Source organism: Microbispora triticiradicis (assembly GCF_005864065.1).
GTDB classification, from domain to species: Bacteria; Actinomycetota; Actinomycetes; order Streptosporangiales; family Streptosporangiaceae; genus Microbispora; species Microbispora triticiradicis.
In genome coordinates, this window is record NZ_VANP01000003.1 from 271,427 (window position 1) to 292,744 (window position 21,318).

The following is a 21,318-nucleotide window of genomic DNA, read 5'->3' on the forward strand; positions in this document are numbered from 1 at the left end:
GCGGCCCACGGCCCCGATCGGCCTCAGCGCGGGGCACCGGGAGGCTTCATCGGGTCCCCAGGCGAGCTGAGAGCGGGTCCGGGCGGGGTCCCAGGCGGCCTCAGCGCGGACCCTCGGCGGCCGTAGGGGCATGCCGCCGGAGCCCGTCGCGCCCGTACGGCGGGTCCGGCGCCCGGCCGTGACCTGCGTTGATGGGGGTTTGCCGGGGAGAGGCGCCGGGCACCGTGACGGCAGCGCCGCCCGGGGAGGTGAGCATGGCGAGGAGGATCCGCGTGGCCGTGGTCCACGGCCCCGGGCCCGCGCACCGCGACGGCGTCGGCGACTACGTCGAGCGCCTCGTCGGCGCGCTGGGCGGGGCCGGAGTCGACGCGGTGGGGGTGCCGGTGGGCACGCCGGACGCCCGCTCTCCCCGGCAGTGGCTGCCGGCGACGCTGGCGGCGGCCCGGCGGGTGCGGCGGCTGCGCCCCGACGTGGTCCACGTGCAGTTCGCCCCCTCGGCCTACCGGTTCTCCGGGCTGCCGGGACTGCTCCCGCCCCTGCTGCCGGCCGGGACGCCGCTGGTGACGACCCTGCACGAGTACGGCTGGTGGGCGACCCCCGGATGGGTGCCCGACGCCGTCTGGTGGCCGCTGGAGCGGACCCGCCTGTGGGACCGGGAGACCGGGCGGCTCGTGCCCGCCAGCGCCCTCGTGGTCGTGACGAACGCCGCCCACGCCCGGCAGGTCCACGGCCGCCTCGGGACACCGGCGGTGGAGGTGCCGCTGGCGCCCAACGTGGTCGACCACGGCGGCGGCGCGCGGGCCCGCGCGCGGGTGCGGCGCGAACTCGGCGTGCGGCCCGGCGACCCACTGCTCGCGTTCTTCGGGTTCGTCCACCCGGTGAAGGGCGTGCGCCATCTGGTCGAGGCCCTGCCCGCGCTCCGCACCGGCCGTCCGGGGCTCCGCCTGCTGGTCGTGGGCGGCTTCACGTCCCAGGCGCTGCCCGAGGCGGAGGCGCGGGCCTTCCGCGCGGAACTGGAGGCGCTGGCCGCGCGGCACGGCGTGGCGGACACGGTGACGTTCACCGGGCACCTGCCCGCCTCCCGGGTGTCGGAGCTCCTGCACGCGGCCGACGCGGGCGTGCTGCCCTTCCCCGCCGGGGTCACGACCAAGAGCGGCGCGCTGCTGACGATGCTGGCGCACGGCCTGCCGGTCGCGGTCACCGTGCCGGACGAGCCCGACCCGGCGCTTCCCCTCGGGGAGGCCGTCGCCGTGATCCGGGCCCGCCGCGACGCCGCCGCCGTCGCGCGTGCCGTCGGCGCGCTGCTGGACGATCCGGACCTGCGGCGGCGGATGGGCGGGGCCGCCCGGCGGCTCGCCGCCCGCCACTCCTGGCCGGAGGTCGCCACCGCTCACCGCGCCCTCTACGAGACCCTGACGGGCCCGCGTCCAGACCTCCCCCGCCGCCTCCGGACCCTGTGCGAATCCCTGTCCGGCCCGCGCGGAGATCTCTCCCGCCGCCTCCGGTCCTCGTACGCAGACCCGCGCCGAGATCTCCCCGGCCGCGATGGGTGAGCCGTACCGGGAGATCCTGGTGGTCGACCTCCTCGGCGGCATCGGCGACCTGATCATGGTGCTGCCCGCCGTGCACGCCCTGGCCCGCCGCAACCCCGGGGCGTCTCTGCGGGTGCTCACCCACGAGCCCGGCGCCGCCCTGCTGCGTGAGGACCCCGCCGTCACCCGGGTGCTCACCCCGCGCCACGGCGAAGCGGGCGCCGAGCGGGAGGCCGTGGCCGAGGCCCTCGCGGCCCGCCGCCCGGACCTGGCCGTCACGACCACCCGCTACGACGGCATCCCCGATCTCCTCGCCGCCTCGGGCGCCCGGTGCGTCACCGATCTGTGGCGTCGCCCGCCCGCCGATGAGCGGGTCGGCGAGCGCTACCTGCGGATCCTGCTCGCCGAAGGGCTGGTGCGGCCGGACGACCTCCGTACGCGGCCCGTCGTGCGGCTGACGGCGGACGAGATCGCGGACGGCGAGAGCACGGTCGGGCGGTGTCTCCCGCCCGCCGCGGCCCGCCCGCCGGTCGTGCTGGTCACCGACGCGGGCATGGACGTGAAGCGCTGGCCCGCCGCGCACTGGCGGGCACTCGCCGCGCTGCTGGCCCGCCGGGGCCATCCCCTGCTCGCGCTCCACGCGCCGCGTGAGCACCCGCCCACGGCCCGCGGTCCGGTGCTCGATCCTCCGTGCCCGGAGGTGGCGGTGCTGCCGCCACGCGACCTGCGTGGGCTCGCCGCGTGCTTCGCCGCGGCGGCGCGAAGGGGCGCCGTGGTCGTGGGCGGCGACACCGGCCCGCTGCGCCTCGCCGCCGCGTCCGGCGCGGCCACGGTCGGACTGTTCGGCCCGACCTGGGCCGAGAGGTACGGCGTCGCCGGAACCCGCGCGGCGGACCTTCAGGGGCTGCCGGGGTGCCCGCACCGGAGACCGGTCGCGATCACGGAACAGCCGTGCTGGTGGACCGCCGCGTGCCCGTTGTCCGCGGCGGGGTCACCGGCGGGACCCGCCTGCATGGCCGACGTCTCCGTGGCGTCCGTCGCCCGCGCCGTGACCCGCCTGTGCGGCGGCACGCCCGCGCCCCACCCGGCGGGCGACGCCTGAGACGAGGCGTGGCAGGCTGCGTACGGGAAAGAGCGGCAGCCATGCCGGCAAGGAGGAAGCAGATGCGACGGGACGGCGGGGAGGGGCTGTCTGCCCGTCCGGGGCCGGTCACGCGGTTCCGCGTCCGGAGGGTGTCGGGATCGGCCGTACGCGACCGGCGGGACGATCTCGCCACCGAGGAACCGCTGGAGATCCGGCTGCTGGCCGCGGGCGGCGACGCCCGTACGGTGGCGATCACGATGCGGACGCCGGGCGCCGACTTCGAACTCGCGGCGGGGTTCCTGCACGGCGAGGGGATCGTCGGCCCGGGCGGCATCGCCGCCATCGGTTACTGCACGGACGAGGACCTGGACCCCGAGGCGCGCTACAACACCGTGACCGTGCGGCTCACCGCGCCCGAACTGCCCGACATGACCGCTGTCCAGCGGAACTTCCTGACGTCGAGCGCGTGCGGCGTCTGCGGCACGGCCAGTCTGGACGCCCTGCGCGACCGCTGCCCGGCGCCGGCCCTCCGCCCGCCGGTCGCCGTGTCCGCCGCGACCCTTTACGCCCTGCCGGACCGGCTGCGCGAGGCCCAGGGGGTGTTCGGCAGGACGGGCGGGCTGCACGCCGCCGGGCTGTTCACGCCTGAGGGCGCCCCCGTGGCCGTACGGGAGGACGTGGGGCGGCACAACGCGGTCGACAAGCTGGTCGGCTGGGCACTGATGGGCGGCACGCTGCCCCTCGACCGGCACGTCCTGCTGGTCAGCGGCCGCGTCAGCTACGAGATCATGCAGAAGGCCGCGAGCGCCGGGATCCAGATCGTCTGCGCCGTCTCCGCGCCCTCCTCGCTCGCCGTCGACCTCGCCCGCGAGTTCGGCGTCACGCTCGTGGGGTTCCTGCGCGACGAGCGCTTCAACGTCTACGCCTGCCCGGAGAGGATCGACGTCGAGCGGGAGCCGTCTATCTCGGTCGCTCCCCCGCCGTGACACCCCGCGGCCGAAGCCGCGGCAGGCCGACCGGCGCGCGGGCGTCCGTTCACCACGCCCGCGCGCCGGACCGGCCGGTCAGCCGGTGTTCTGGAGGCCGGCGGCGACGCCGTTCACGCTCAGCAGCAGCAGCGTGGAGAGGCGCTCGCGCTCCTCCTCCGACAGGTCGCCGGACGCCCGCAGCGCCGACAGCGCGCGCAGTTGCAGGTGGCTGAGCGCGTCCACGTACGGATCGCGGAGCTGCACGGCCCGCGAGAGGACCCGCCGGTTCTCCAGCAGGCGGTCGTGGCCGGTCACCTCCAGCACCAGCCGCCTCGTCAGGTCGTACTCCTCCAGGACCTGCTCGGCGAAGTCGCTCCGCCCGCCCAGCCCCAGGTAGCGCGACGCGATGGCCCGGTCGGTCTTGGCCAGCGACATCTCCGCGTTGTCCAGCATCGCGGCGAACAGCGGCCACTCCTGGTACGCCGCGCGCAGTTCGGCCATCCCGCCGTCGGTGACCACGGCGGCCAGGCCGCTGCCCAGGCCGTACCAGCCGGGGAGGTTGACCCGGGTCTGGGCCCACGAGAAGACCCAGGGGATGGCCCGCAGGTCGTCGAGCGAGCGGGGCGCGCCGAGACCGCGCCGCGCGGGCCGGGAGCCGAGCCGCAGCGAGCCCAGCTCCTCCAGCGGACTGACCAGCGCGAACCACTCGGGGAAGCCCGGGGCCTCGGTCAGCGCCCGGTACGCGCGTTCGGAGGCCGAGGCGACGAGGTCGGCGAGCCGGCGGAACTTGGCCGCCGCCTCGGCCGTGCTCGACTCCACCGCCGAGGTGGACGCCAGCAGCACGGCGTTGGTGACCTGCTCGATGTGGCGCTTGGCGATGGCCGAGTGGCCGTACCGGGCGAAGATGACCTCGCCCTGCTCGGTGACCTTGAACCGTCCGGCCACCGACCCCGGGGCCTGGGCGAGCACGGCGCGGTTGGCCGGGCCGCCGCCGCGGCCGAGCGCGCCGCCGCGGCCGTGGAAGAGCGTGAGCCGGACGTCGTTGGCCGCCGCCCACGCGGTCAGCGCCGCCTGCGCGTCGTAGAGGCGCAGGGTGGCCGCCGCCGGGCCGAGTTCCTTGGCCGAGTCGGAGTAGCCGAGCATGACCTCCATGCGCCGCCCGTTGGCGGCGAGCCGCTTACGCACCGGCTCCAGCGCGGCCATGCCCTCCAGGACCCTGGTGGAGTTGTCGAGGTCCTCGCCCGACTCGAACAGCGGAACCACGTCGAGCACCGGGGCGCGGTCGCCCAGGGCGTGCCGGGCGAGCTCGTACACGGCGGCGATGTCGTCGGCCGAGCGGGTGAACGAGACGACGTACCGGGAGCAGGCGGTCACGCCGAAGCGCTCCTGGATCCAGCCGATCACCCGGATCGTGGCCAGGACCTCCTCGGTGCGCTCGGACAGCGTGCCGGAGGCGATCTCCTGCAGCGCCGCCGCGTGGACGGCCGAGTGCTGGCGCACCTCCAGCTCCGCCAGGTGGAACCCGAACGTCTCCACCTGCCAGACGAGGTGCTGCAACTCGCCGTACGCCTGCCGTACGGCGCCCGCGCCGCGCAGGGAGTCCTGGGCGAGCCGCAGGTCGGCGAGCAGCTCCGCCGGCGCGCGGTAGGCGAGATCGAGGTCGCGGCGGCGGGTCGCGGCGATCCTGGCCGCCACGAACATCAGCCACTGGCGGTGCGGCTCCATCGGCGAGCGGGTGGCCATCTCCGACACCAGGTCGGGGTGGTCGTCCTCGGCCTGGGCGAGCGCGGCGCGCAGGTCGGCGGACGGCGGCGTGTAGGCGGCGGCCAGGGTCAGCGACCTGCCGATCCTGGTGGTGGCGTTCTCCAGCGCGATGAGCACGTGCTCGGCCTGGATCTGCATGGCCTCCCTGGTCACCTTGGCGGTGACGTTGGGGTTGCCGTCGCGGTCGCCGCCGATCCAGCTGCCGTAGCGGATGTACGCCTTGGCCTGCGGCTCCCGCGTCCCGGTGCCCGGGCCGAGCGCCGCGTCGAGCGACCGGTAGATCAGCGGCACCGTACGGAAGAGCGTCTCGTCGAACGCCGCCATCGCGGTACGGACCTCGTCCAGGGGGTCGAGCTTGGTGTGCCGCAGCTGGGCGGTCCGCCAGAGGAGGTCGATCTCCTCCAGCAGCCGCCGGTGGGCCTCCTCGCGCTCGGCGGCGCCCCGTCCCGGCAGGTTGTACGCGTCGAGCTGCGCGCTGATCCGCTGGATGGCGGTGACGATCGCGCGCCGCCGCGCCTCGGTCGGGTGCGCGGTCAGCACCGGCCGGAACTCCAGCCCGTCGATCAGTCCCTGGAGGCGGTCGTCCCCGCGCAGCCGCTGGACGGCCTCGGCGAGCGACTCGCGCAGCGGCACGTCGTCCTTGTCGCGCTGCCGGAGCGTACGGACCCGGTAGTGCTCCTCGGCGAGGTTGGCGAGGTGGAAGTAGCAGGTGAAGGCGCGGGCGATCTGCACGGCGCGGTCGACGGGCCATTCGGCGACCAGGGCCGCGACCTCGTCGGCCGTCGTCTCCTGACGGCGCGCCGCGATCACCGCCTTCCGGAGCCGTTCCACGTCGGCGAGGAGGTCGGGGCCGCCGTGTTCGGCGATCACCTGACCCAGCAGTCCACCCAGGAGGCGCACGTCGGCGCGGAGTTCATCCGGCATCTCCGCTACGGCGTTGTGTCGTTCGGCAGGAGCGATGGCGGCCATGGTTGGAAGGCTAGCGAATGACTCTTCGCGCCCCGAGGGCGGTCTCACTTATTGGACTAGACCACTGAAAAGGGACAGATCAGATTGTCCCGAGCGCCTCGGCGGGGGTGCTGTCGCCCGCCGGGAGCCGCCTGAAGCGGAGGGTGAGGTGCTGGGCGAGCAGGCCGTGGGCCACCACGGCGGCGGCGAAGGCGACGATCAGGACGGCGATCGTCGTCAACCGGCTCTCGTCGGCCAGCAGGATCGTCTTCGCGTCGCTGAGCCCCGTCCCCGCGGCCAGCATCCCGGTGACCACGGCGGTCACCCACCGGCCGGCGTGCCTGACCACCGGGCGCGCGGTCGCGGTCACCGCCGCGGGCACGGCCAGCACGACGAAGACGACGATGATCGCCAAAGTGCTCACCAGGGAGAAACCGGTCAGTCCGCCGATGGCCAGCGTGATCCCCCGCATCAGGAGGCGCGCCACCGCCCCGATGACCAGTCCGCTCAGCGCCGCCGCGACCAGCGGCGCCCAGATCACGCGGCCCAGCCGCCTGCGGTCGTGCATTGTTCATCCCCTTAGAACGGTCCAGACCGTTATAGGGACAGCCCATAACGCCCGCAACACCGCAAGGACTTCGCGACCGCTCTGTTACGTGACAGACAGGGCAGAAGACGCAGTCAGGTGGGGCGGGATACGGCGGCGAGGAGTTCGGGGAACCGGGCGAAGCCGATGCCGGACGCGAGCCGGCGGCCCGCCCAGGCGACCGCCACGCCGTACGGCACCGCGAGCACGGCGACCCAGGTCGTGCCGAGCAGGACCGGCAGCGCGACGGGCAGCGCGAGCGCGGCGACGGCGAGCATCGTGGCGAAGGACGAGACGAACGCCTGCCCGCCCTGCCCGGGTGCGGCGCCGCTGAAGGCGTTGAGCCGGTCGGGATAGGTGTACGGGACGGTCACGCTGGTGAGCGCGCCGACTCCCATGCCGACGCCGAGCACGCCCCACGCGGTGAGCGCGGCGGCGGGGGCCCAGGTGGCGTCGCCCGCCACCAGGGCGGCGGCCAGCGACGCCAGCGCCAGCAGCGGCACCGCGATGACCGCCATGGCGAGGTGCCGCCCGGCCAGGTCGGTGCGCAGGTCACGCGGGGTGCCGAAGGCCACCGCGTTCATCCACAGCGACCTGCCGTCGATGCCGAAGGAGTTGGCCGACTGCAGCCCGATCACCAGGGCGGCCAGGCAGGCGGGGCCGATCGCGGACGTGGGGCCCGCCGAGACGCCGGGCCCGTGCAGGGAGAACATGACGACCGCGCTCACGAAGATCGCGATGATCCAGTTCACCCGGCCGCGCGGCTCCCTCCGGGCGTACTTCAGCTCCTTGGCGACGACGGCGCCGATCATGCCGCCCGGCAGGAGTCCGCCGGCCCAGGACCGGCGCACCGACCCGCCGCCCTGGTTGGAGGAGTCTGGCCGCACCAGCGCGTGCCGCAGCGCCGTGATCCACAGCCATCCCAGCACGACCACCGTCACCGCGACGACGACCAGGTCGGCCACGCCGGCGAGCCCGCCGTCGGCGATCGCGTGCGCGGCCAGGCCGGGCGGCGTCCAGCGCAGGACGTCCGCCGCCGACGCCAGCAGCCCCGCGGGGTCGGCCGCGAGCCTCTGGTTGAGCAGCAGGTTAGGCAACTGGGCGAACAGCACGCCGAAGACGGCGGCGACCGCGAGCACGTCGCGTCCCCGCCGGGTGCGCAGTGCGCTGGACAACGCGGTGGTGACCAGGCGGGAGATCACTATGCAGAAGGCGAACTGGAGGACCACCGCGGGCACCCCGAGCAGCACGCCGCCCGGCCCGTGGGCGAGCGCGACCACGCCGCCGGAGAGCGCGACCAGCGAGGCGATCGGCCACGGCCCGGCGACGGACGCGGCGAACAGTCCGGTCGCGAGCTGCCGGGTGGTCAGCGGGAACAGGGCCAGCCGGGCCGGGTCGAGCGTCTCGTCCAGGCCGAAGGCCATCAGCGGCACGACGATCCACCCGGCGGCGAACATCGCGAACGCCACCGGCACGACGTCGAGGGCGATGTCGTGCGGCGCGAGCCGTACGAGTGCGAACAGCCCGAACCCCGCGACCGCCATGAGGACGGCGGCGAGCAGCGAGAAGACGAACCCGAGCTGCCTGGCCAGCTCGCCGCGCAGGCTCCCGCGGACGAGGCTGAGCTTCATCCGGACGAACAGCCACGTCATGACGCGCTCCCCCGTCCGACCGGCCGCGCGGTCAGGAGGCCCACGTGAGCGGCGGTCGGGATGCCGGTGGGCCGCTTGGTCAGGAGGCCCGCCTGCGGGGCGGTCGGGATGCCGGTGGACCGCGCGGTCAGGAGGCCCGCCTGCGGGGCGGTCGGGATGCCGGTGGACCGCGCGGTCAGGAGGCCGAGGTGCCCAGCCACGACAGGCCCTCCTCCCCGTTTCCGCGTGCGCCGACGAGGTCGAGGAACGCCTCGTTGAGGGTGCGGCCCCGCCGTACGTCGTCGAGCGGGCCCTGCGCGACGACGAGCCCGCCGTTCATCACCGACACCCAGTCGCACAGCCGCTCGACCAGGTCCATCACGTGGCTGGAGAAGACGACGGTGGAGCCCGAGGCGGTGTATCTGCGCAGCACCTCGGCCAGGGTGTTGGCCGAGACCGGGTCGACGCCCTCGAACGGCTCGTCGAGGAACAGCACGCGCGGGTTGTGCAGCAGCGCCGCGGCGAGGCCGATCTTCTTGCGCATGCCGGTCGAGTAGTCGACCACCAGCTTGTCCTGGGCCTCGACCAGGTCCATGACCCTGAGCAGCTCGTCGGCGCGCCTGCCGGCCTCGTCCAGGGGGATGCCGCGCAACTGGCCGCCGTACAGCAGCAACTCGCGGCCGGACAGCCGTTCGAACAGCCGCAGGCCCTCGGGCAGCACGCCGATCCGCGCCTTGGCGGCGACGGGATCGGCCCACACGTCGTGGCCGTCGATCTCGATCCGCCCGCCGTCGGGGCGCAGCAACCCGGTGATCATGCTCAGCGTCGTCGTCTTGCCCGCGCCGTTCGGGCCGACCAGGCCGGCGAAACCGCCCTTCGGCACCACCAGGTCGACCCCGCCGACCGCCACCTGCCGCCCGAAGCGCTTGTACAGGCCCTGCGTGCGTACGGCGTCACCCATTGCGCCCCCTTCTCCCGCCGATGGTCGTGCGGCCTGGTCGTGAAGGCCCGGTTCTGAAGGCCCGGTCGTATGGCCGAACGAACGACACGCGGCCTCCGTTCCTCCTGGGACTCCGCCCAGGACTCTCCCAGGACTCCTCCCCGGCTCTTTCCGGCCGCGCCCCGGCGCGACCTCGCGGTGCGAGTCTCGTTAACCTGTCGGCCATGGATTCGACGCGGCCCGGACCGGATCGCGGGACCCGCTGAGCATGCGAGGAACGGCGAGGTGACGATGAGCGCGGAACGCGCCCACGAGATCGATATCCACACCACCGCGGGCAAGATCGCCGACCTGGAGCGGCGCCTCGGCGAGGCGGCCCACGCGGGCTCCGCGCGGGCGGTGGAGAAACAGCACGCCAAGGGAAAGATGACGGCCCGCGAGCGGGTCGCGGCCTTCCTCGACGAGGGGTCGTTCGTGGAGTTCGACGAACTGGCCAGGCACCGGGCGACCGCCTTCGGCCTGGACCGCGAACGCCCGTACGGCGACGGGGTCGTGACCGGGTACGGCACGGTGGACGGCCGCCCGGTCGCCGTGTTCGCGCAGGACTTCACCGTGTTCGGCGGCTCGCTGGGCGAGGTCTTCGGCGAGAAGATCGTCAAGGTGATGGACCACGCGCTCAAGACCGGCTGCCCGGTGATCGGGATCAACGACTCGGGCGGCGCGCGCATCCAGGAGGGCGTGGTCTCCCTCGGCCTGTACGCGGAGATCTTCAAGCGCAACGTGCACGCTTCCGGGGTGATCCCGCAGATCTCGCTGATCATGGGTCCGTGCGCCGGTGGCGCGGTCTACTCCCCCGCGCTGACCGACTTCGTGCTGATGGTCCGGGAGAAGTCGCACATGTTCATCACCGGCCCGGACGTGATCAAGACCGTCACCGGCGAGGAGGTGACGTTCGAGGAGTTGGGCGGGGCCCACACGCACAACTCCCGGAGCGGCGTCGCCCACTATGAGGCGTCCGACGAGCAGGACTGCCTCGACTTCGCCAGGGCGCTGCTGTCGTTCCTGCCGTCCAACAACATGGACGACCCGCCGGCCTTCGAGGCGGATGCGGTCCTGGAGACGACCGAGGACGACCGCGTGCTCGACACGCTGATCCCCGACTCGGCCAACCAGCCGTACGACATGCACACGGTGATCGAGCACGTCCTCGACGACGGGGAGTTCCTGGAGATCCACGCGGGCTTCGCGCCGAACATCCTGGTCGGCTTCGGCCGGGTCGAGGGACGTTCGGTGGGCGTCGTCGCCAACCAGCCGATGAGCTACGCCGGGACGCTCGACATCGCCGCCTCCGAGAAGGCCGCCCGGTTCGTCCGCACCTGCGATGCCTTCAACATCCCGGTGCTGACCTTCGTCGACGTGCCGGGCTTCCTCCCGGGCACCGACCAGGAGTGGAACGGCATCATCCGGCGCGGCGCCAAGCTCCTCTACGCCTACGCCGAGGCGACCGTGCCGCTGGTCACCGTCATCACCCGCAAGGCGTACGGCGGGGCGTACGACGTCATGGGTTCCAAGCACCTCGGCGCGGACGTCAACCTGGCCTGGCCCACCGCCCAGATCGCGGTGATGGGGGCGCAGGGCGCCGTCAACATCCTCTACCGGCGTGAACTGGCCGCCGCCGACGACCCGGACACGGCGCGGGCGAACTTCGTCGCCGAGTACGAGGACGCGCTGGCGAACCCGTACCTGGCCGCCGAACGCGGCTACGTGGACGCGGTGATCCGGCCGTCGGACACCCGGGTCCAGATCGTCCGCGCGCTGCGGGCACTGCGCAACAAGCGGGCCGCCCTGCCGCCGAAGAAGCATGGGAACATCCCGCTGTGAGCCCTCGCGAGCCGTACCTGGAGATCATCCGGGGGGACGCCACCCCCGAGGAGACCGCCGCCCTGCTCGCCGCGCTGCTGGCCCGCGCGTCGGCACACGCCCCGCGGGAGGCCCCGCCCGCCACCAGCGGAAACTGGAGGTACGCGGGGCGCGGCATACGCCCGGCGCTGCGGCACGGCCCGGGGGCGTGGCGCTCCGCCTTCCTCCCCGGCACCCGGTGACCGGCAGCCGGGATCAGCCGGGGACCACAGCCTGATTACATCGACGGAACCGGGTGTCAACTGGCCCAAGAGTTGGGACTATCTAGAAAGCGGGGGAATATAGTCGCCTGATCATCTAGTGACGAGTCCTGGAGGACACCATGGCCATCCCGGACTTCAGCGCACATGGGATCGCCGCAAAGTATGCCGTTCTGGTGGACGTTGGTTACCTTTACGCCGCTGCCGGTGAAGTTCTCTTAGGCGCCAAGGAGCGTAAGGAGTACCGCGTCGCCGCGGACGAGTTGATCCAGTCGCTGCAGAAGCATGCTGTGGACCGCATCTCGGGTGAACTGCTGCGGGTGTACTGGTACGACGCCGCACGCGACCGGGTGCCCACCGTGGACCAGCGGGTGATCGCCCAGCTGCCCTGGGTCAAGGTGCGGCTCGGCAACCTGAACGCCCGTGGCCAGCAGAAGGGCGTGGACGCGCAGATCCGCAGCGACCTGGAGGCGCTCGCCCGGCATCACGCCGTGAACGACACCGTGCTGATCGCCGGTGACGAGGACATGGTGCCCGCCGTGGAGGCAGCCCAGGCGTACGGCGTTCGCGTCCACCTGTGGGGCGTCGAGCCGCCGTTCGGGACTAACCAGGCCGAACGGCTCGTCTGGGAGTCGGACACCGTCGAGATCCTGAGCGCCGACTTCCTGCGTCCGTTCTTCACCCGCGCTCCCGTGCCGGTGCCCGTCACGCCCGCGCCGTCGCCCGCCCAGGTCTTCGCGGGCCGCGCCAAGCCGATGCCGCCGAAGACGCCGGTCGGCCAGACCTCCAAGCTGGGCCCGGGCCGGCCCCACGTGGAGGAGGTCGGCGAGCACGTCGCGCAGAAATGGATACTGACCCGCGGCCGGGACAACATCCGCGACCTGCTGCCCGGCCCGATCCTGCCCACGGTGATCGACACCGAACTGCTCATCGAGGCCGAGAAGGAACTCGGCCATTCCCTGCGGCCCTATCCCGAGGCGCGCGTGTGGCTGCGCGACGGCTTCTGGGCCCGGGTGTACCGCGAGTTCGACCTCGGGGTCGGCATCTCCAGCAAGTGACGCCGACCTCCCGTCCCACGCGAGAGCATGGCCCGGCGCCGCACCGCCCGGCCTCGCGCGAGTGCGACCACGCCTTGGCATCCGGCCTTGATGATTCGGTGTGACGTCCACGTCCGATTTCCGCGAGCCCGCATCGGTGGCCTGGGCATAACGTCGTGTGCGTGACCACCACACGACAGCTCGACTTCGACGCGTGCTACCTGGCCGTGTCCGCCCGGGACTCCCGCTTCGACGGGCGTTTCTACACGGCTGTCACGACCACCGGCATCTACTGCCGCCCGATCTGCCCGGCCCGCACGCCCGGACGGGGAAACGTCCGCTTCTACCGGCACGCCGCCGCGGCCGAGGCCGCCGGATTCCGGCCCTGCCGCCGCTGCCGCCCGGAGCTCAGCCCGGGTGACCCCGGCTGGGACGTACGCGCCGACCTGGTGGGACGCGCGCTGCGGCTGATCGACGACGGCGTCGCCGACGACTCCGGCGTCGCCGGGCTGGCCCGGCGCCTGCATGTGACCGAGCGCCATCTCCATCGCCTGTTCGCCGCCGAGCTCGGCGCCGGACCCCTCGCCGTCGCCCGCACCCGGCGGCTGCTGCTCGCCAAGCAACTGCTCACCGAGACCGCTCTGCCGATCACTGACGTCGCGTTCGCCGCCGGGTTCGGGAGCGTACGGCAGTTCAACGCGGCCATGAAGGAGTCATACGGCTTCGCGCCGGGCGAGCTGCGCAAAGGCAACGGACCGGTCGGCGGCGGGGGCCTCTGCTCCCCCGCGAGCGGCCTGACCCTGCGGCTCGGCCACCGGCAGCCGTACGACGCGCAGTCGGTGCTGCGCTTCCTCGCCGCCCGGGCGATCCCGGGGGTGGAGGCGGTCCGCTGGTCCGGCACGGACGTCGCGGCGTACACCCGAGCCGTCCCTGGCGGCTCGATCACCCTGCGGCCCGCCGCGGACCATGTCAGGCTCACCGTGCGGACCACCGAGGCCCACCGCCTGTCGCCGCTGGTGGCGCGGTGCCGCCGGCTGCTCGACCTGGACGCCGACCCGGGGGCGGTGCGGGAGATCCTCGGCCGCACGTCGCTCGCGCCACTGGTCGAGGCCCGGCCGGGCCTGCGGGTGCCGGGGGCGTACGACGGGTTCGAGGCGGCCGTCCGCGCCGTCGTGGGACAGCAGATCTCGGTGGCCGGGGCCCGCACGCTGCTCGGCCGCATCGCCACCCGCGCCGGAACCCCCGCCGTCACGGACCCGAACTCCGCCGGCTCGGGCGGAAAAGCCCCCGGCCCGGAGCAGAATCCTCCGCCCGCCACCCGGAACACCACCACTGCGGACCGGGACCGCGCCGACGAGGAGCAGGACCTTTCCACCGCTCACCGGAAGTCCTCCCTCGCGGATCGGGAGCCCACCCCGGAGGCGGTGAACGAGATCCCGCTGCTGTTTCCCACCGCTGACCGGCTGGCGGACGCCGATCTGGACGGCCTCGGGCTCACCACCCGCAGGACCGCCACGATCAGGGCGCTGGCCGAGGGGGTCGCCTCCGGCGAGATCGACCTCGACGGCGCCGGGGACCCCGCCGACACCACGGCCCGGCTGCTGGCGATCCCCGGCATCGGCCCGTGGACGGCGAGCTACATCGCGCTGCGCGCGCTGCGCGACCCGGACGCCTGGCCCGAGGGCGACCTCGTGTTGCGCAGGACCATGGACCGGCTCGGCATCACGACCGGCGAGACCGAGGGGTGGCGGCCCTGGCGCGCGTACGCGGCGGTCCACCTGTGGAGCCACGCCGCGCAGCAGGCCCCGGCCTCGGCCGCCACCTTGGACACCCACCCGGACACAGCCTCAGCTCAAGATTCGGACCCATGGACGTGACGCAACCGATGATCCTCACGCAGATCGTGCCCACCCCGGTGGGCCCTCTCGCCCTGCTGGCCCACGACGGCGCGCTCGTCGCCGCGGGCTTCACCGCCGATCCCCGCGAGATGTACGCGCGGCTCTCGCCGTCGCTGCGGGCCCTCCCCCTGCGGGAGGACGACCTCGGCGACGCGGCGCTGGCCGTCCGCGAATACCTCGACGGGAAGATCGACGCCCTCGACCGGGTCCCGGCCCGGCAGCCGGGCACGCCCACCAGGCAGCGCCTGTACGAGGCGCTGCGCGCCGTGCCCGCCGGCACCACCGTGTCGTACGCCGTGCTGGCCGAGCGGGCGGGACTGCCGCGGACCGCAGCGCGGGCCGCCGGGTCGGCCTGCGCGCAGAATCTCGTCGCGCCGTTCGTGCCGTGCCACCGTGTGCTGCCCTCGACCGGCGGCTACGGCGGCTACTACTACGGCACGCCGGTCAAGGAATGGCTGCTCGCCCACGAGTCCGGCGTGGCCTGACGAGCGAGTGGCCTGACCAGCGAATGGCCTGACGAGCCGCCCGGCGAGCCGGGCGGCCGGTCACTTCTGGACGACGCTCTGGACCTCCCCCACAGGCACGTCGCGCTGGGCGTTCACCTGGACCGGCGCGTAGTTGAGCGGCGCGTAGATGAACGGGTCGACCGCACCGCCGCCGAGGTTCTGGCCGTTGCCGACGACGTTCCAGGTGGTCGTCACGGTGAGGGTGTAGACCTTGCGCGGCTGGTCGATCGACGCTCGCTTGTAGCGGACCCCGCAGGTGAAATCGCCACCCTTGACGTACGGATGGCCGGTCTGGCCGCAGCCGGTGGTGATGACCTCGGCCCGGTCGGGCGACGTCCCCGGCTCGATCGTCATGCCCTTCTTGTCCGGCGTGGCCGTGACGGTGGCGGACATGACCCCGGGCAGCGTGGCGGTGACGGATCTGGGGGCCTGGTTGGCTTGGTCCAGCCAGACCCATGTCTCCAGGTTCACGTAGCTCTTGGCGTCCGGGCTCAGCTTGATGGTCGGCTGGGGGACGGTCAGCGCGGCCCGGGCGAGCTGCGCGAGCTGCTCGAACGTGATGCCTCCTGCGGGTGTGTCCCCCTCCGGCACCCACACGAGCGGATCGCGCCCGGACGCGCACGCCTCCCCCTTGGGATCGCCCGCGTTGTAGCCGACTCCCCACCACGAGCCCTTCTCGTCGAGTTTGCTCGAGAACTCGCCGAGGTCCGGCCGGTAGTCGCCGCCCGTCTCCACCGACTCCTTCTTCTCCCGCACCTTGAGGTCACGCGCCTCCTGCGCCGACATGCTCGGCTCGTACCAGCACGGATTGGGCATCTTGTAGCCGTCGCTCTTGCCCCTGAGCCCGCTGCCGGACAGCGTGATCTTCGAGTTGGTGAGCTTGACGCCGGCCTTCCTGCCGTGCTGGAAGGCCTCGCCGTGCGGCCCGGCGCCCGGGTCCGCCGAGGCGGGCGGCGTGGCAAGCGGCGTGAGCACCGCGAGCATGCCTCCCGCCAGCAGGGACGTCACCGCGATTGTCGGTCTTGTAGTCAACGGAGGCACTCCTTAGCGCGCTCGTCCGGATAGTCCGCGTGGTGATACATGGCGATTCGCCAGGCGCCGTCGTCCCCGCGGCGCAACCCGGCGGTCTGCAGGAAGACCGCACGCGGGCGTTTCAGCCAGGCGGGCTGACCTGCCAGCGGGGTGCCCTCCTGGTCGGTCAGCCGGACGCCGGTCAGATCGACGCAGGCGTCCGCCTCGGCCCCTCGCCCCATGATCGCGGGCACGGTCAGGGAGTAGACCTTGGCGACGCCCCGGGCCGACTGCCTGTCCTTGAGGAATCCGTGAACCCAATGGTCGGCGTCCCGGTAGGCCGACGACTCCGGGTCGATCCCCTTGGTGTACGACCGGTCCTCGCCGAGGGTGCCGACGGCCCGCCACTGGGCCGTGAAGTCGTCGGCGAACGCCTTGACCACGGCCGACCGCACCGGGTCGAGCCCCTGCGGCCATTCGATCTCGATCCGCAGGCCGGGCGCTGCCGTGATCACGTCGTCGCCCGTCCCGTCACCGGTCTCGTCGCCTGTCACACCGGTCGCCGCACCGGCCGCGGCGGGCGCGGCCGCGCCGCCACCGGGGGTGAAGCCGTGGTCCGCGTCCGGCGCCGCGCAGGCCGACGTGAGCAGCGCGCAGGCCGACACGAGCAGTGTGGCCGCCGCCGTGGCGAGTCCCGGACGCGTCAAGGGGGTCCTCCGCAGTACGCGATCCCCCGCCGGTCCCACCCTAGAAAGGGTCGCCGGTGATGATCCAGCGTCATGCTCGAATCGGCATGGGTCGGGCATCAGGCGCTCCGCTCAGGCGAGACGTTGGGTTCGGAGATCGGGTGAGAGGGTGCGGCGCCAGTCGGGCAGCAACTCGTCGATGAGCGCCTCGGTCTCCGGGGCCATCCCGCCGCCGTAGGGGTGGGAGGCCGCGCGGCGCACCAGGCCGTCGACGACCGCCCGCAGCCGGACCGGCTCCCCGGTGGCGTGCGAGGCGCGGAGCAGGTCACGCCACAACCCCTCGTCGTCGGCCGCGAGCAGCAACCCGGCGCGGGCCGCCGCGACCGCGCCGTACGGGTCGTCGCGCCGCAGCCTGATCTCGCACAGTTGGTGCGCCGCGTCCGCCACCCAGGCCGTCACGTCGTATTCCAGCGGGTCGGCCGCCAGCCAGGCGTACCGGTCCGGCGGCCTGCCGCTCAGCAGCGGCCCGCGCACCAGCCGCAACGCCCGGTTCAGCAGGTCCTCCTCGACCTCGCCCGAGGAGGACGTCCCGGCCCATTCGCTCGCCTGCCGTACGAGGTCCTGGAACAACCGCCAGTCCGTACGGATCTCCGGCCCGAGCCGCAACCGCCCGGACCGGTCGGCGAAGAGGTGGGGACGCCCCTCGGAGTCGCGGCCGAGCCATTCGGCGACCCGGGCGATGGTGGCGTCGCGGACCGCGGTCTGCACGCCGCGCGGCCACAGCACCCCGGCCAGGACGACCGGATGCACGCCGTCGGGATGCGTGGCGAGGTAGACGACGAGTTCGTGGGCGAGGGCGGCCCGGCCCTCTTCGAGCGGATTCACCGGGCTGATCTCGATCGGGCCGAGGACGCGCACCTCGATGGCCGGCGGCTCCTCGCTGAGCCGCTCCGTCACGGGGGTGAGCGGCTCGCTCTCCTGCCGCAGCGCGGTCCGGAACAGGCCGACCACGGCGTCGTAGTGCCTGCGCGGCAGCAGGTGCGCCTCGATGTCCAGGCCCAGGGCGTCGACGCGGGTCCGCCCGCCGTCGGTGATGTCCCACTTCCAGGTGGCGTGCGGCACCGCGCCCGCGATCACGAAGCCGCTCGCCGTACGGGTGCCCTTGCCGAGCAGGGCCAGCCGGCGCGCCTCGTCCTCGTCGGGCCGGATGGCCGACAGCAGGTAGTGCGGGGTGTAGGCGGGATCGGCCACCCGGCTGTGCACACGGCCGGTGAGCACGTCGCCGTCGTGCCGGCCGCGCTCCTCGAACTCGGGCAGCACCTCGGCCAGGCTGCCCGCCGTCCTGATCCGCTCGGGCGCGAGCAGGGCGAGTTCCTCGCCGAAGCCGACGAGCGTGAGGCGCATGTCGTCGGACCAGCGGTTGGTGGCGAGCTCCACGGCGAGCGCGGACAGGGCGGCGACGGTGTGCGCGCCGGTGATCGCGATGATTCCGTGGGCGGCCTCCAGGTCGACCAGGACCCGGCCGCCCTGACCGGTGCCGAGCGAGACCAGTCCGGGGTACGGCGCGGGCACCCCGGCGAGCGCGTGCTCGTCGATGCGGCGCCCCTCGTGGGCCGGGAGCCGCCAGACCTGCCCGCCGTCGCAGGCCTCCCACGGCTCGGGCGCGTCCTGCTCGGCCGGGTGGATCCACAGGTCGAGGCCCCGGCTGGACAGGTGGACGGCGTAGATGGTGGGTGGCCGCCTGCCGGAGTCGGCCAGCAGGCGGCCGAGCAGCCGCAGACCGATGTCGAGCATCCGGCTGCCGGGGGCGTCGGCGCCGAGGCGGATGGCGACCTCGGCCTCGGCGGCGTCTCCGCGTGGCCGTGCGATCCGCCGCCCGAACGCCCTGCGCCACAGTTGCTCCCGCCGCCTGCGGCCGAGCAGGGCCAGCAGCCCGGCCGCCGCCAGTGAGGACGCCGCGAGGTAGTCGGCGAGCACCGGCCCGCCACGCTGCCCCTCCTCACCCCGCCCGTCCTCACCGGGCCCGTCCTTCTCGGGCCCGCTTCCGTCGTGGTCGCCGGCCGCTGCGGCGGGTGCGCCGTGGGCATCGGCCGTAGCACCCGGCGAGAGGGCGGACGACGAGGCGGACGGGGACGCGGTGGCGTGGTGACCGGGTGCGGTGGCCTCGGCGACGGGCCGGACATGCGTCCGAGGCTGCCCCTCCTCCCGCGCGGACCCCGCGCCGGGCTGGTCGGCCGCTCGCCCGGATGCCTGCTCGCTCGGCTGCTCGGTGGGTCGTGCCTCTCCCACGGCGGCCGGCTGGGCGGTGGTGGTCGTGATCGGCCGTGGCGTCCGTGACCCCTCGCCCGTCGCGTGCGCGTCCGGCGTCGTGGCCTTGCCGGTGGCGTGCGCGTCCGGCGTGGTGGCCTTACCGGTGTGTCCCGGCGAGTGCGCGCCGGTGGGATCCTGCGGCATCGCGGGCGGTGGCAGCACGACCCCCGGCTTGCCCGGCTGAGGGGTCACCCTGCCGGGCTCGTGCCGTGCGTCGCCCTGATGCTGAGTGCCCTCCGGCCTCGGGGTGGCGGGCCCGGCCGCCGGCGGAGTGTGCCGCACATTCCCGCCCGGCCCGGCCGGGGCGTCTCCCGAGCCCTGGTCGGGCAGCGTCGTGTCCCTTTCGCCACCGGCCGTGCCGCCGTGGGAACCGGTTCCGCCGGCGGAGGCGCGCGGGTCGGGCGTGGCGTGCGAGCGCTCCTGGGCGCCGCCGGCCGTGTGGTGGGGAGTGGGGCGGGGATGCGCGCGGACGTCGCCCTTGGTGTCCGCCTCCCCGGCACCGCCGCCGTAACGGGTGGTGCCGTCGAGTTCGGCGGGGGCGTTCCGGTGCTCCCCGAGGATCTCCGGCCGGTCCTCGTCGACGGGCACGACGTGGACGTTCCTCGCGTCGTCCGGCATGTCGAGCACCCAGCCGGGGCGGATGAGGTCGGCCATGTGGAGGCGACTGCCGTCGGGCTGCTCCTTGTGCTGGTTCAGCTGATAGATCTCTGGATAGCGGCGCCCGTCACCCAGGCACTTGTCCGCGATCTCCCAGAGGCTCTCGTGGTGACGCCCGTGCGGGGGCTGCACCACGTAGACCTTCTTGACCTCCCTGGCGTGCAGGGCCGGCCGGTCCGCTTCGGTCTGGGGCACCGGCGCGGACAACACGGCGGCGGCGGCGACCGTCTGCGGCTTGATCACGACGGGCGCGCCCGCGCGGGCGATGGGCACCACCGCGGCGGTGGCCGTGAACAGCAGCAGGACGGCGCCGACGAGGCGGTTCGCGAGCGCCTGGGTGCCGCCCGACAGCGGCACCCGGGCCGGCATGCCGACCCGGCGCAGTCCCGCGTACACCTCGACGATCACGCACAGGAACAACTGCAACCAGGCCAGCCACACCAGGAGGACCAGGATCGCGATGACCGTTTCCGGGCCGACGTGATCGGTGAACAGGTCGAGGTTCAGCAGGTCGCCGCTGATCGGCGGCCCGGCCAGCCTGAGCAGCGCGTACGGCACGCCGCCCACCAGGCCCACGAGCGCGATGAACGCCCCGATGCCGGCGAACACGTCCTTCGCCCCGCGCCTGGGCCGCGGCCGCGCCGTCCGGTCGTCGCGCCAGTGCTCAGGCGCCCGCTGCGGTGCCAGCACGGACGGCATGCCCTCGGGACGCGGTCGCGGTCCCCGGCCCGGGTCCTGACGGACGGCCTGGTAATAGTCCTGGCCGGGAACGTGGCCGGACGACTGGCCGGGAACGTGGCCGGGAGCGTGGCCGGGAGCCTGGCCGGACAACGGACCGGGAGCCTGCCCGGACAACGGACCGGGAGCCTGCCCGGACGACGGACCGGGAACGTGGCCGGACAACTGGCCGGGAGCCTGGCCGGACGACGGGCCGGGTATGTGGCCCGCACGGCCGGGCACGCCGCGCGACGGCGCGGCGGCGCGGTCCGGCCACTGCGTCTGCCCCTGCACCTGCGCCTGGGTCTGCCCCTGCACCTGCGCCTGGGTCTGCCCTGCGGCTTCGCGGGCGGAGTGCCGGCCCTGCGGTGTGGACCTGTCCGTCATTCCTCCCCCGGATCCGGTGCGGCCGTGGCCTCGGCCTCCATGTCGGAGCCGGCGAAGCCGAGCGCGGACAGGAAGAAGGCGTCCCAGTGGACCGCCACCCCCACCGTCACCTCCGCCTGGCCACCACCCACCGTGCAGTCGGTCATGCGTACGCCCTCCGCGTCGCGGTCCGTGGTGATCTCCTCGGCCCGGCCGCACACCGCGCCGTCGTCCGCGAGCAGGCGCACCTGACCGGAGGCCCGCAGGGTCTCCTCGTCGATCTGGTCGGCGGCGGCTCGGGCGGCCTGCTCGGCGATGTCGGCCGCCTTCAGCCGGGCGTTGATGGCCGCCCCGCCGTCAACGAGCAACCCGGCCAGCAGGAACACCGCCCCTGAGAACAGGACCACGAACACCGACATGGAGCCCCGCTCCGCCGCTCTCCGCCGTACGGTCCGGTGTGCACGCTGTGCCCGGTGTGCCCGACGCGCGCCTCCACCCGGTGATCCCGGCCGCAGGGCGGCGCCCGGCGCCGGGCCGGAAGCCGGTGCCGAAGCGAA

Annotated in this window: 17 protein-coding genes; 8 read left to right on the plus strand and 9 right to left on the minus strand. The window is 73.9% G+C overall.

The annotated features are described in order from the left end of the window. Positions 1-254 precede the first annotated feature (254 nt). The 3 genes from FED44_RS09345 to fdhD all read left to right on the plus strand — a co-directional run bounded on the left by FED44_RS09345 (position 255) and on the right by fdhD (position 3,602). Positions 255-1,553, plus strand: a complete 1,299-nt coding sequence (locus tag FED44_RS09345) for a glycosyltransferase family 4 protein (RefSeq protein WP_167521434.1) — start codon at positions 255-257, stop codon at positions 1,551-1,553. Then, on the plus strand, positions 1,546-2,634 hold the full coding sequence (locus tag FED44_RS09350; RefSeq protein WP_138460412.1) for a glycosyltransferase family 9 protein: 1,089 nt from the start codon (positions 1,546-1,548) through the stop codon (positions 2,632-2,634). Before FED44_RS09345 ends, FED44_RS09350 begins: the two co-directional genes overlap by 8 nt. A 62-nt stretch (positions 2,635-2,696) precedes the next feature. Then, the gene (fdhD, locus tag FED44_RS09355) at positions 2,697-3,602 is read left to right on the plus strand and encodes a formate dehydrogenase accessory sulfurtransferase FdhD (protein WP_138460413.1); all 906 of its coding nucleotides are present in this window, start codon (positions 2,697-2,699) and stop codon (positions 3,600-3,602) included. A 78-nt stretch (positions 3,603-3,680) separates the two neighbouring features. On the opposite strand, the gene FED44_RS09360 is transcribed toward fdhD, so the two are convergent. From FED44_RS09360 to FED44_RS09380, 5 genes are all read right to left on the minus strand, one after another. After that, entirely contained in the window at positions 3,681-6,317 is a 2,637-nt protein-coding gene (locus FED44_RS09360; RefSeq protein WP_111698272.1) for a phosphoenolpyruvate carboxylase, read from the minus strand. Between the two features lie 79 nt (positions 6,318-6,396). Further along, positions 6,397-6,864, minus strand: a complete 468-nt coding sequence (locus FED44_RS09365; RefSeq protein ID WP_138460414.1) for a hypothetical protein — start codon at positions 6,862-6,864, stop codon at positions 6,397-6,399. Positions 6,865-6,977: 113 nt separating this feature from the next. Continuing rightward, positions 6,978-8,534: a hypothetical protein gene (locus tag FED44_RS09370; RefSeq protein WP_138460415.1), complete on the minus strand. Its 1,557-nt coding sequence runs from the start codon at positions 8,532-8,534 to the stop codon at positions 6,978-6,980. Then, complete coding sequence (locus FED44_RS09375; RefSeq protein ID WP_138460416.1) at positions 8,531-8,734, minus strand: hypothetical protein; 204 nt, start codon at positions 8,732-8,734, stop codon at positions 8,531-8,533. Before FED44_RS09375 ends, FED44_RS09370 begins: the two co-directional genes overlap by 4 nt. Further along, positions 8,710-9,474 carry an ABC transporter ATP-binding protein gene (locus tag FED44_RS09380; RefSeq protein WP_138460417.1) on the minus strand — a complete coding sequence of 255 codons (765 nt, stop codon included), beginning with the start codon at positions 9,472-9,474 and terminating at the stop codon, positions 8,710-8,712. Before FED44_RS09380 ends, FED44_RS09375 begins: the two co-directional genes overlap by 25 nt. A gap of 270 nt (positions 9,475-9,744) precedes the next feature. On the opposite strand from FED44_RS09380, the gene FED44_RS09385 reads away from it, so the two are divergent. From FED44_RS09385 to FED44_RS09405, 5 genes are all read left to right on the plus strand, one after another. Beyond that, a complete protein-coding gene (locus FED44_RS09385) occupies positions 9,745-11,334 on the plus strand; it encodes an acyl-CoA carboxylase subunit beta (RefSeq protein ID WP_138460418.1) in 1,590 nt (529 codons plus the stop codon). Beyond that, positions 11,331-11,555, plus strand: a complete 225-nt coding sequence (locus FED44_RS09390) for an acyl-CoA carboxylase epsilon subunit (protein WP_138460419.1) — start codon at positions 11,331-11,333, stop codon at positions 11,553-11,555. Before FED44_RS09385 ends, FED44_RS09390 begins: the two co-directional genes overlap by 4 nt. 194 nt (positions 11,556-11,749) lie before the next feature. After that, positions 11,750-12,631 carry an NYN domain-containing protein gene (locus FED44_RS09395; RefSeq protein WP_244301811.1) on the plus strand — a complete coding sequence of 294 codons (882 nt, stop codon included), beginning with the start codon at positions 11,750-11,752 and terminating at the stop codon, positions 12,629-12,631. Between the two features lie 161 nt (positions 12,632-12,792). Beyond that, positions 12,793-14,487 (plus strand): DNA-3-methyladenine glycosylase 2 family protein, encoded by a 1,695-nt coding sequence (locus tag FED44_RS09400; protein ID WP_138460420.1) that lies wholly within the window; start codon positions 12,793-12,795, stop codon positions 14,485-14,487. Further along, positions 14,478-14,993, plus strand: coding sequence for a methylated-DNA--[protein]-cysteine S-methyltransferase (locus FED44_RS09405; RefSeq protein WP_244301812.1), 516 nt, complete (start codon positions 14,478-14,480; stop codon positions 14,991-14,993). The genes FED44_RS09400 and FED44_RS09405 overlap by 10 nt, the downstream gene beginning before the upstream one ends. 60 nt (positions 14,994-15,053) lie before the next feature. Here FED44_RS09405 and FED44_RS09410 read toward each other — a convergent pair whose 3' ends face one another. The 4 genes from FED44_RS09410 to FED44_RS09425 all read right to left on the minus strand — a co-directional run bounded on the left by FED44_RS09410 (position 15,054) and on the right by FED44_RS09425 (position 21,180). Then, complete coding sequence (locus tag FED44_RS09410) at positions 15,054-16,055, minus strand: hypothetical protein (protein ID WP_396697566.1); 1,002 nt, start codon at positions 16,053-16,055, stop codon at positions 15,054-15,056. Beyond that, on the minus strand, positions 16,043-16,732 hold the full coding sequence (locus FED44_RS09415) for a hypothetical protein (protein WP_138460422.1): 690 nt from the start codon (positions 16,730-16,732) through the stop codon (positions 16,043-16,045). The genes FED44_RS09410 and FED44_RS09415 overlap by 13 nt, the downstream gene beginning before the upstream one ends. A 111-nt stretch (positions 16,733-16,843) precedes the next feature. Further along, positions 16,844-20,782 (minus strand): hypothetical protein, encoded by a 3,939-nt coding sequence (locus tag FED44_RS09420; protein ID WP_138460423.1) that lies wholly within the window; start codon positions 20,780-20,782, stop codon positions 16,844-16,846. Continuing rightward, positions 20,779-21,180 (minus strand): pilus assembly protein TadG-related protein, encoded by a 402-nt coding sequence (locus tag FED44_RS09425; RefSeq protein ID WP_111698292.1) that lies wholly within the window; start codon positions 21,178-21,180, stop codon positions 20,779-20,781. Before FED44_RS09425 ends, FED44_RS09420 begins: the two co-directional genes overlap by 4 nt. Positions 21,181-21,318 lie beyond the last annotated feature (138 nt).

Coding starts and splice junctions, on each gene's coding strand:
- FED44_RS09345 (WP_167521434.1), top strand. CDS start 255: ATGGCGAGGAGGATCCGCGTGGCCGTGGTCCACGGCCCCGGGCCCGCG.
- FED44_RS09350 (WP_138460412.1), top strand. CDS start 1,546: ATGGGTGAGCCGTACCGGGAGATCCTGGTGGTCGACCTCCTCGGCGGC.
- fdhD (WP_138460413.1), top strand. CDS start 2,697: ATGCGACGGGACGGCGGGGAGGGGCTGTCTGCCCGTCCGGGGCCGGTC.
- FED44_RS09360 (WP_111698272.1), bottom strand. CDS start 6,317: ATGGCCGCCATCGCTCCTGCCGAACGACACAACGCCGTAGCGGAGATG.
- FED44_RS09365 (WP_138460414.1), bottom strand. CDS start 6,864: ATGCACGACCGCAGGCGGCTGGGCCGCGTGATCTGGGCGCCGCTGGTC.
- FED44_RS09370 (WP_138460415.1), bottom strand. CDS start 8,534: ATGACGTGGCTGTTCGTCCGGATGAAGCTCAGCCTCGTCCGCGGGAGC.
- FED44_RS09380 (WP_138460417.1), bottom strand. CDS start 9,474: ATGGGTGACGCCGTACGCACGCAGGGCCTGTACAAGCGCTTCGGGCGG.
- FED44_RS09385 (WP_138460418.1), top strand. CDS start 9,745: ATGAGCGCGGAACGCGCCCACGAGATCGATATCCACACCACCGCGGGC.
- FED44_RS09405 (WP_244301812.1), top strand. CDS start 14,478: ATGGACGTGACGCAACCGATGATCCTCACGCAGATCGTGCCCACCCCG.
- FED44_RS09420 (WP_138460423.1), bottom strand. CDS start 20,782: ATGACGGACAGGTCCACACCGCAGGGCCGGCACTCCGCCCGCGAAGCC.
- FED44_RS09425 (WP_111698292.1), bottom strand. CDS start 21,180: ATGTCGGTGTTCGTGGTCCTGTTCTCAGGGGCGGTGTTCCTGCTGGCC.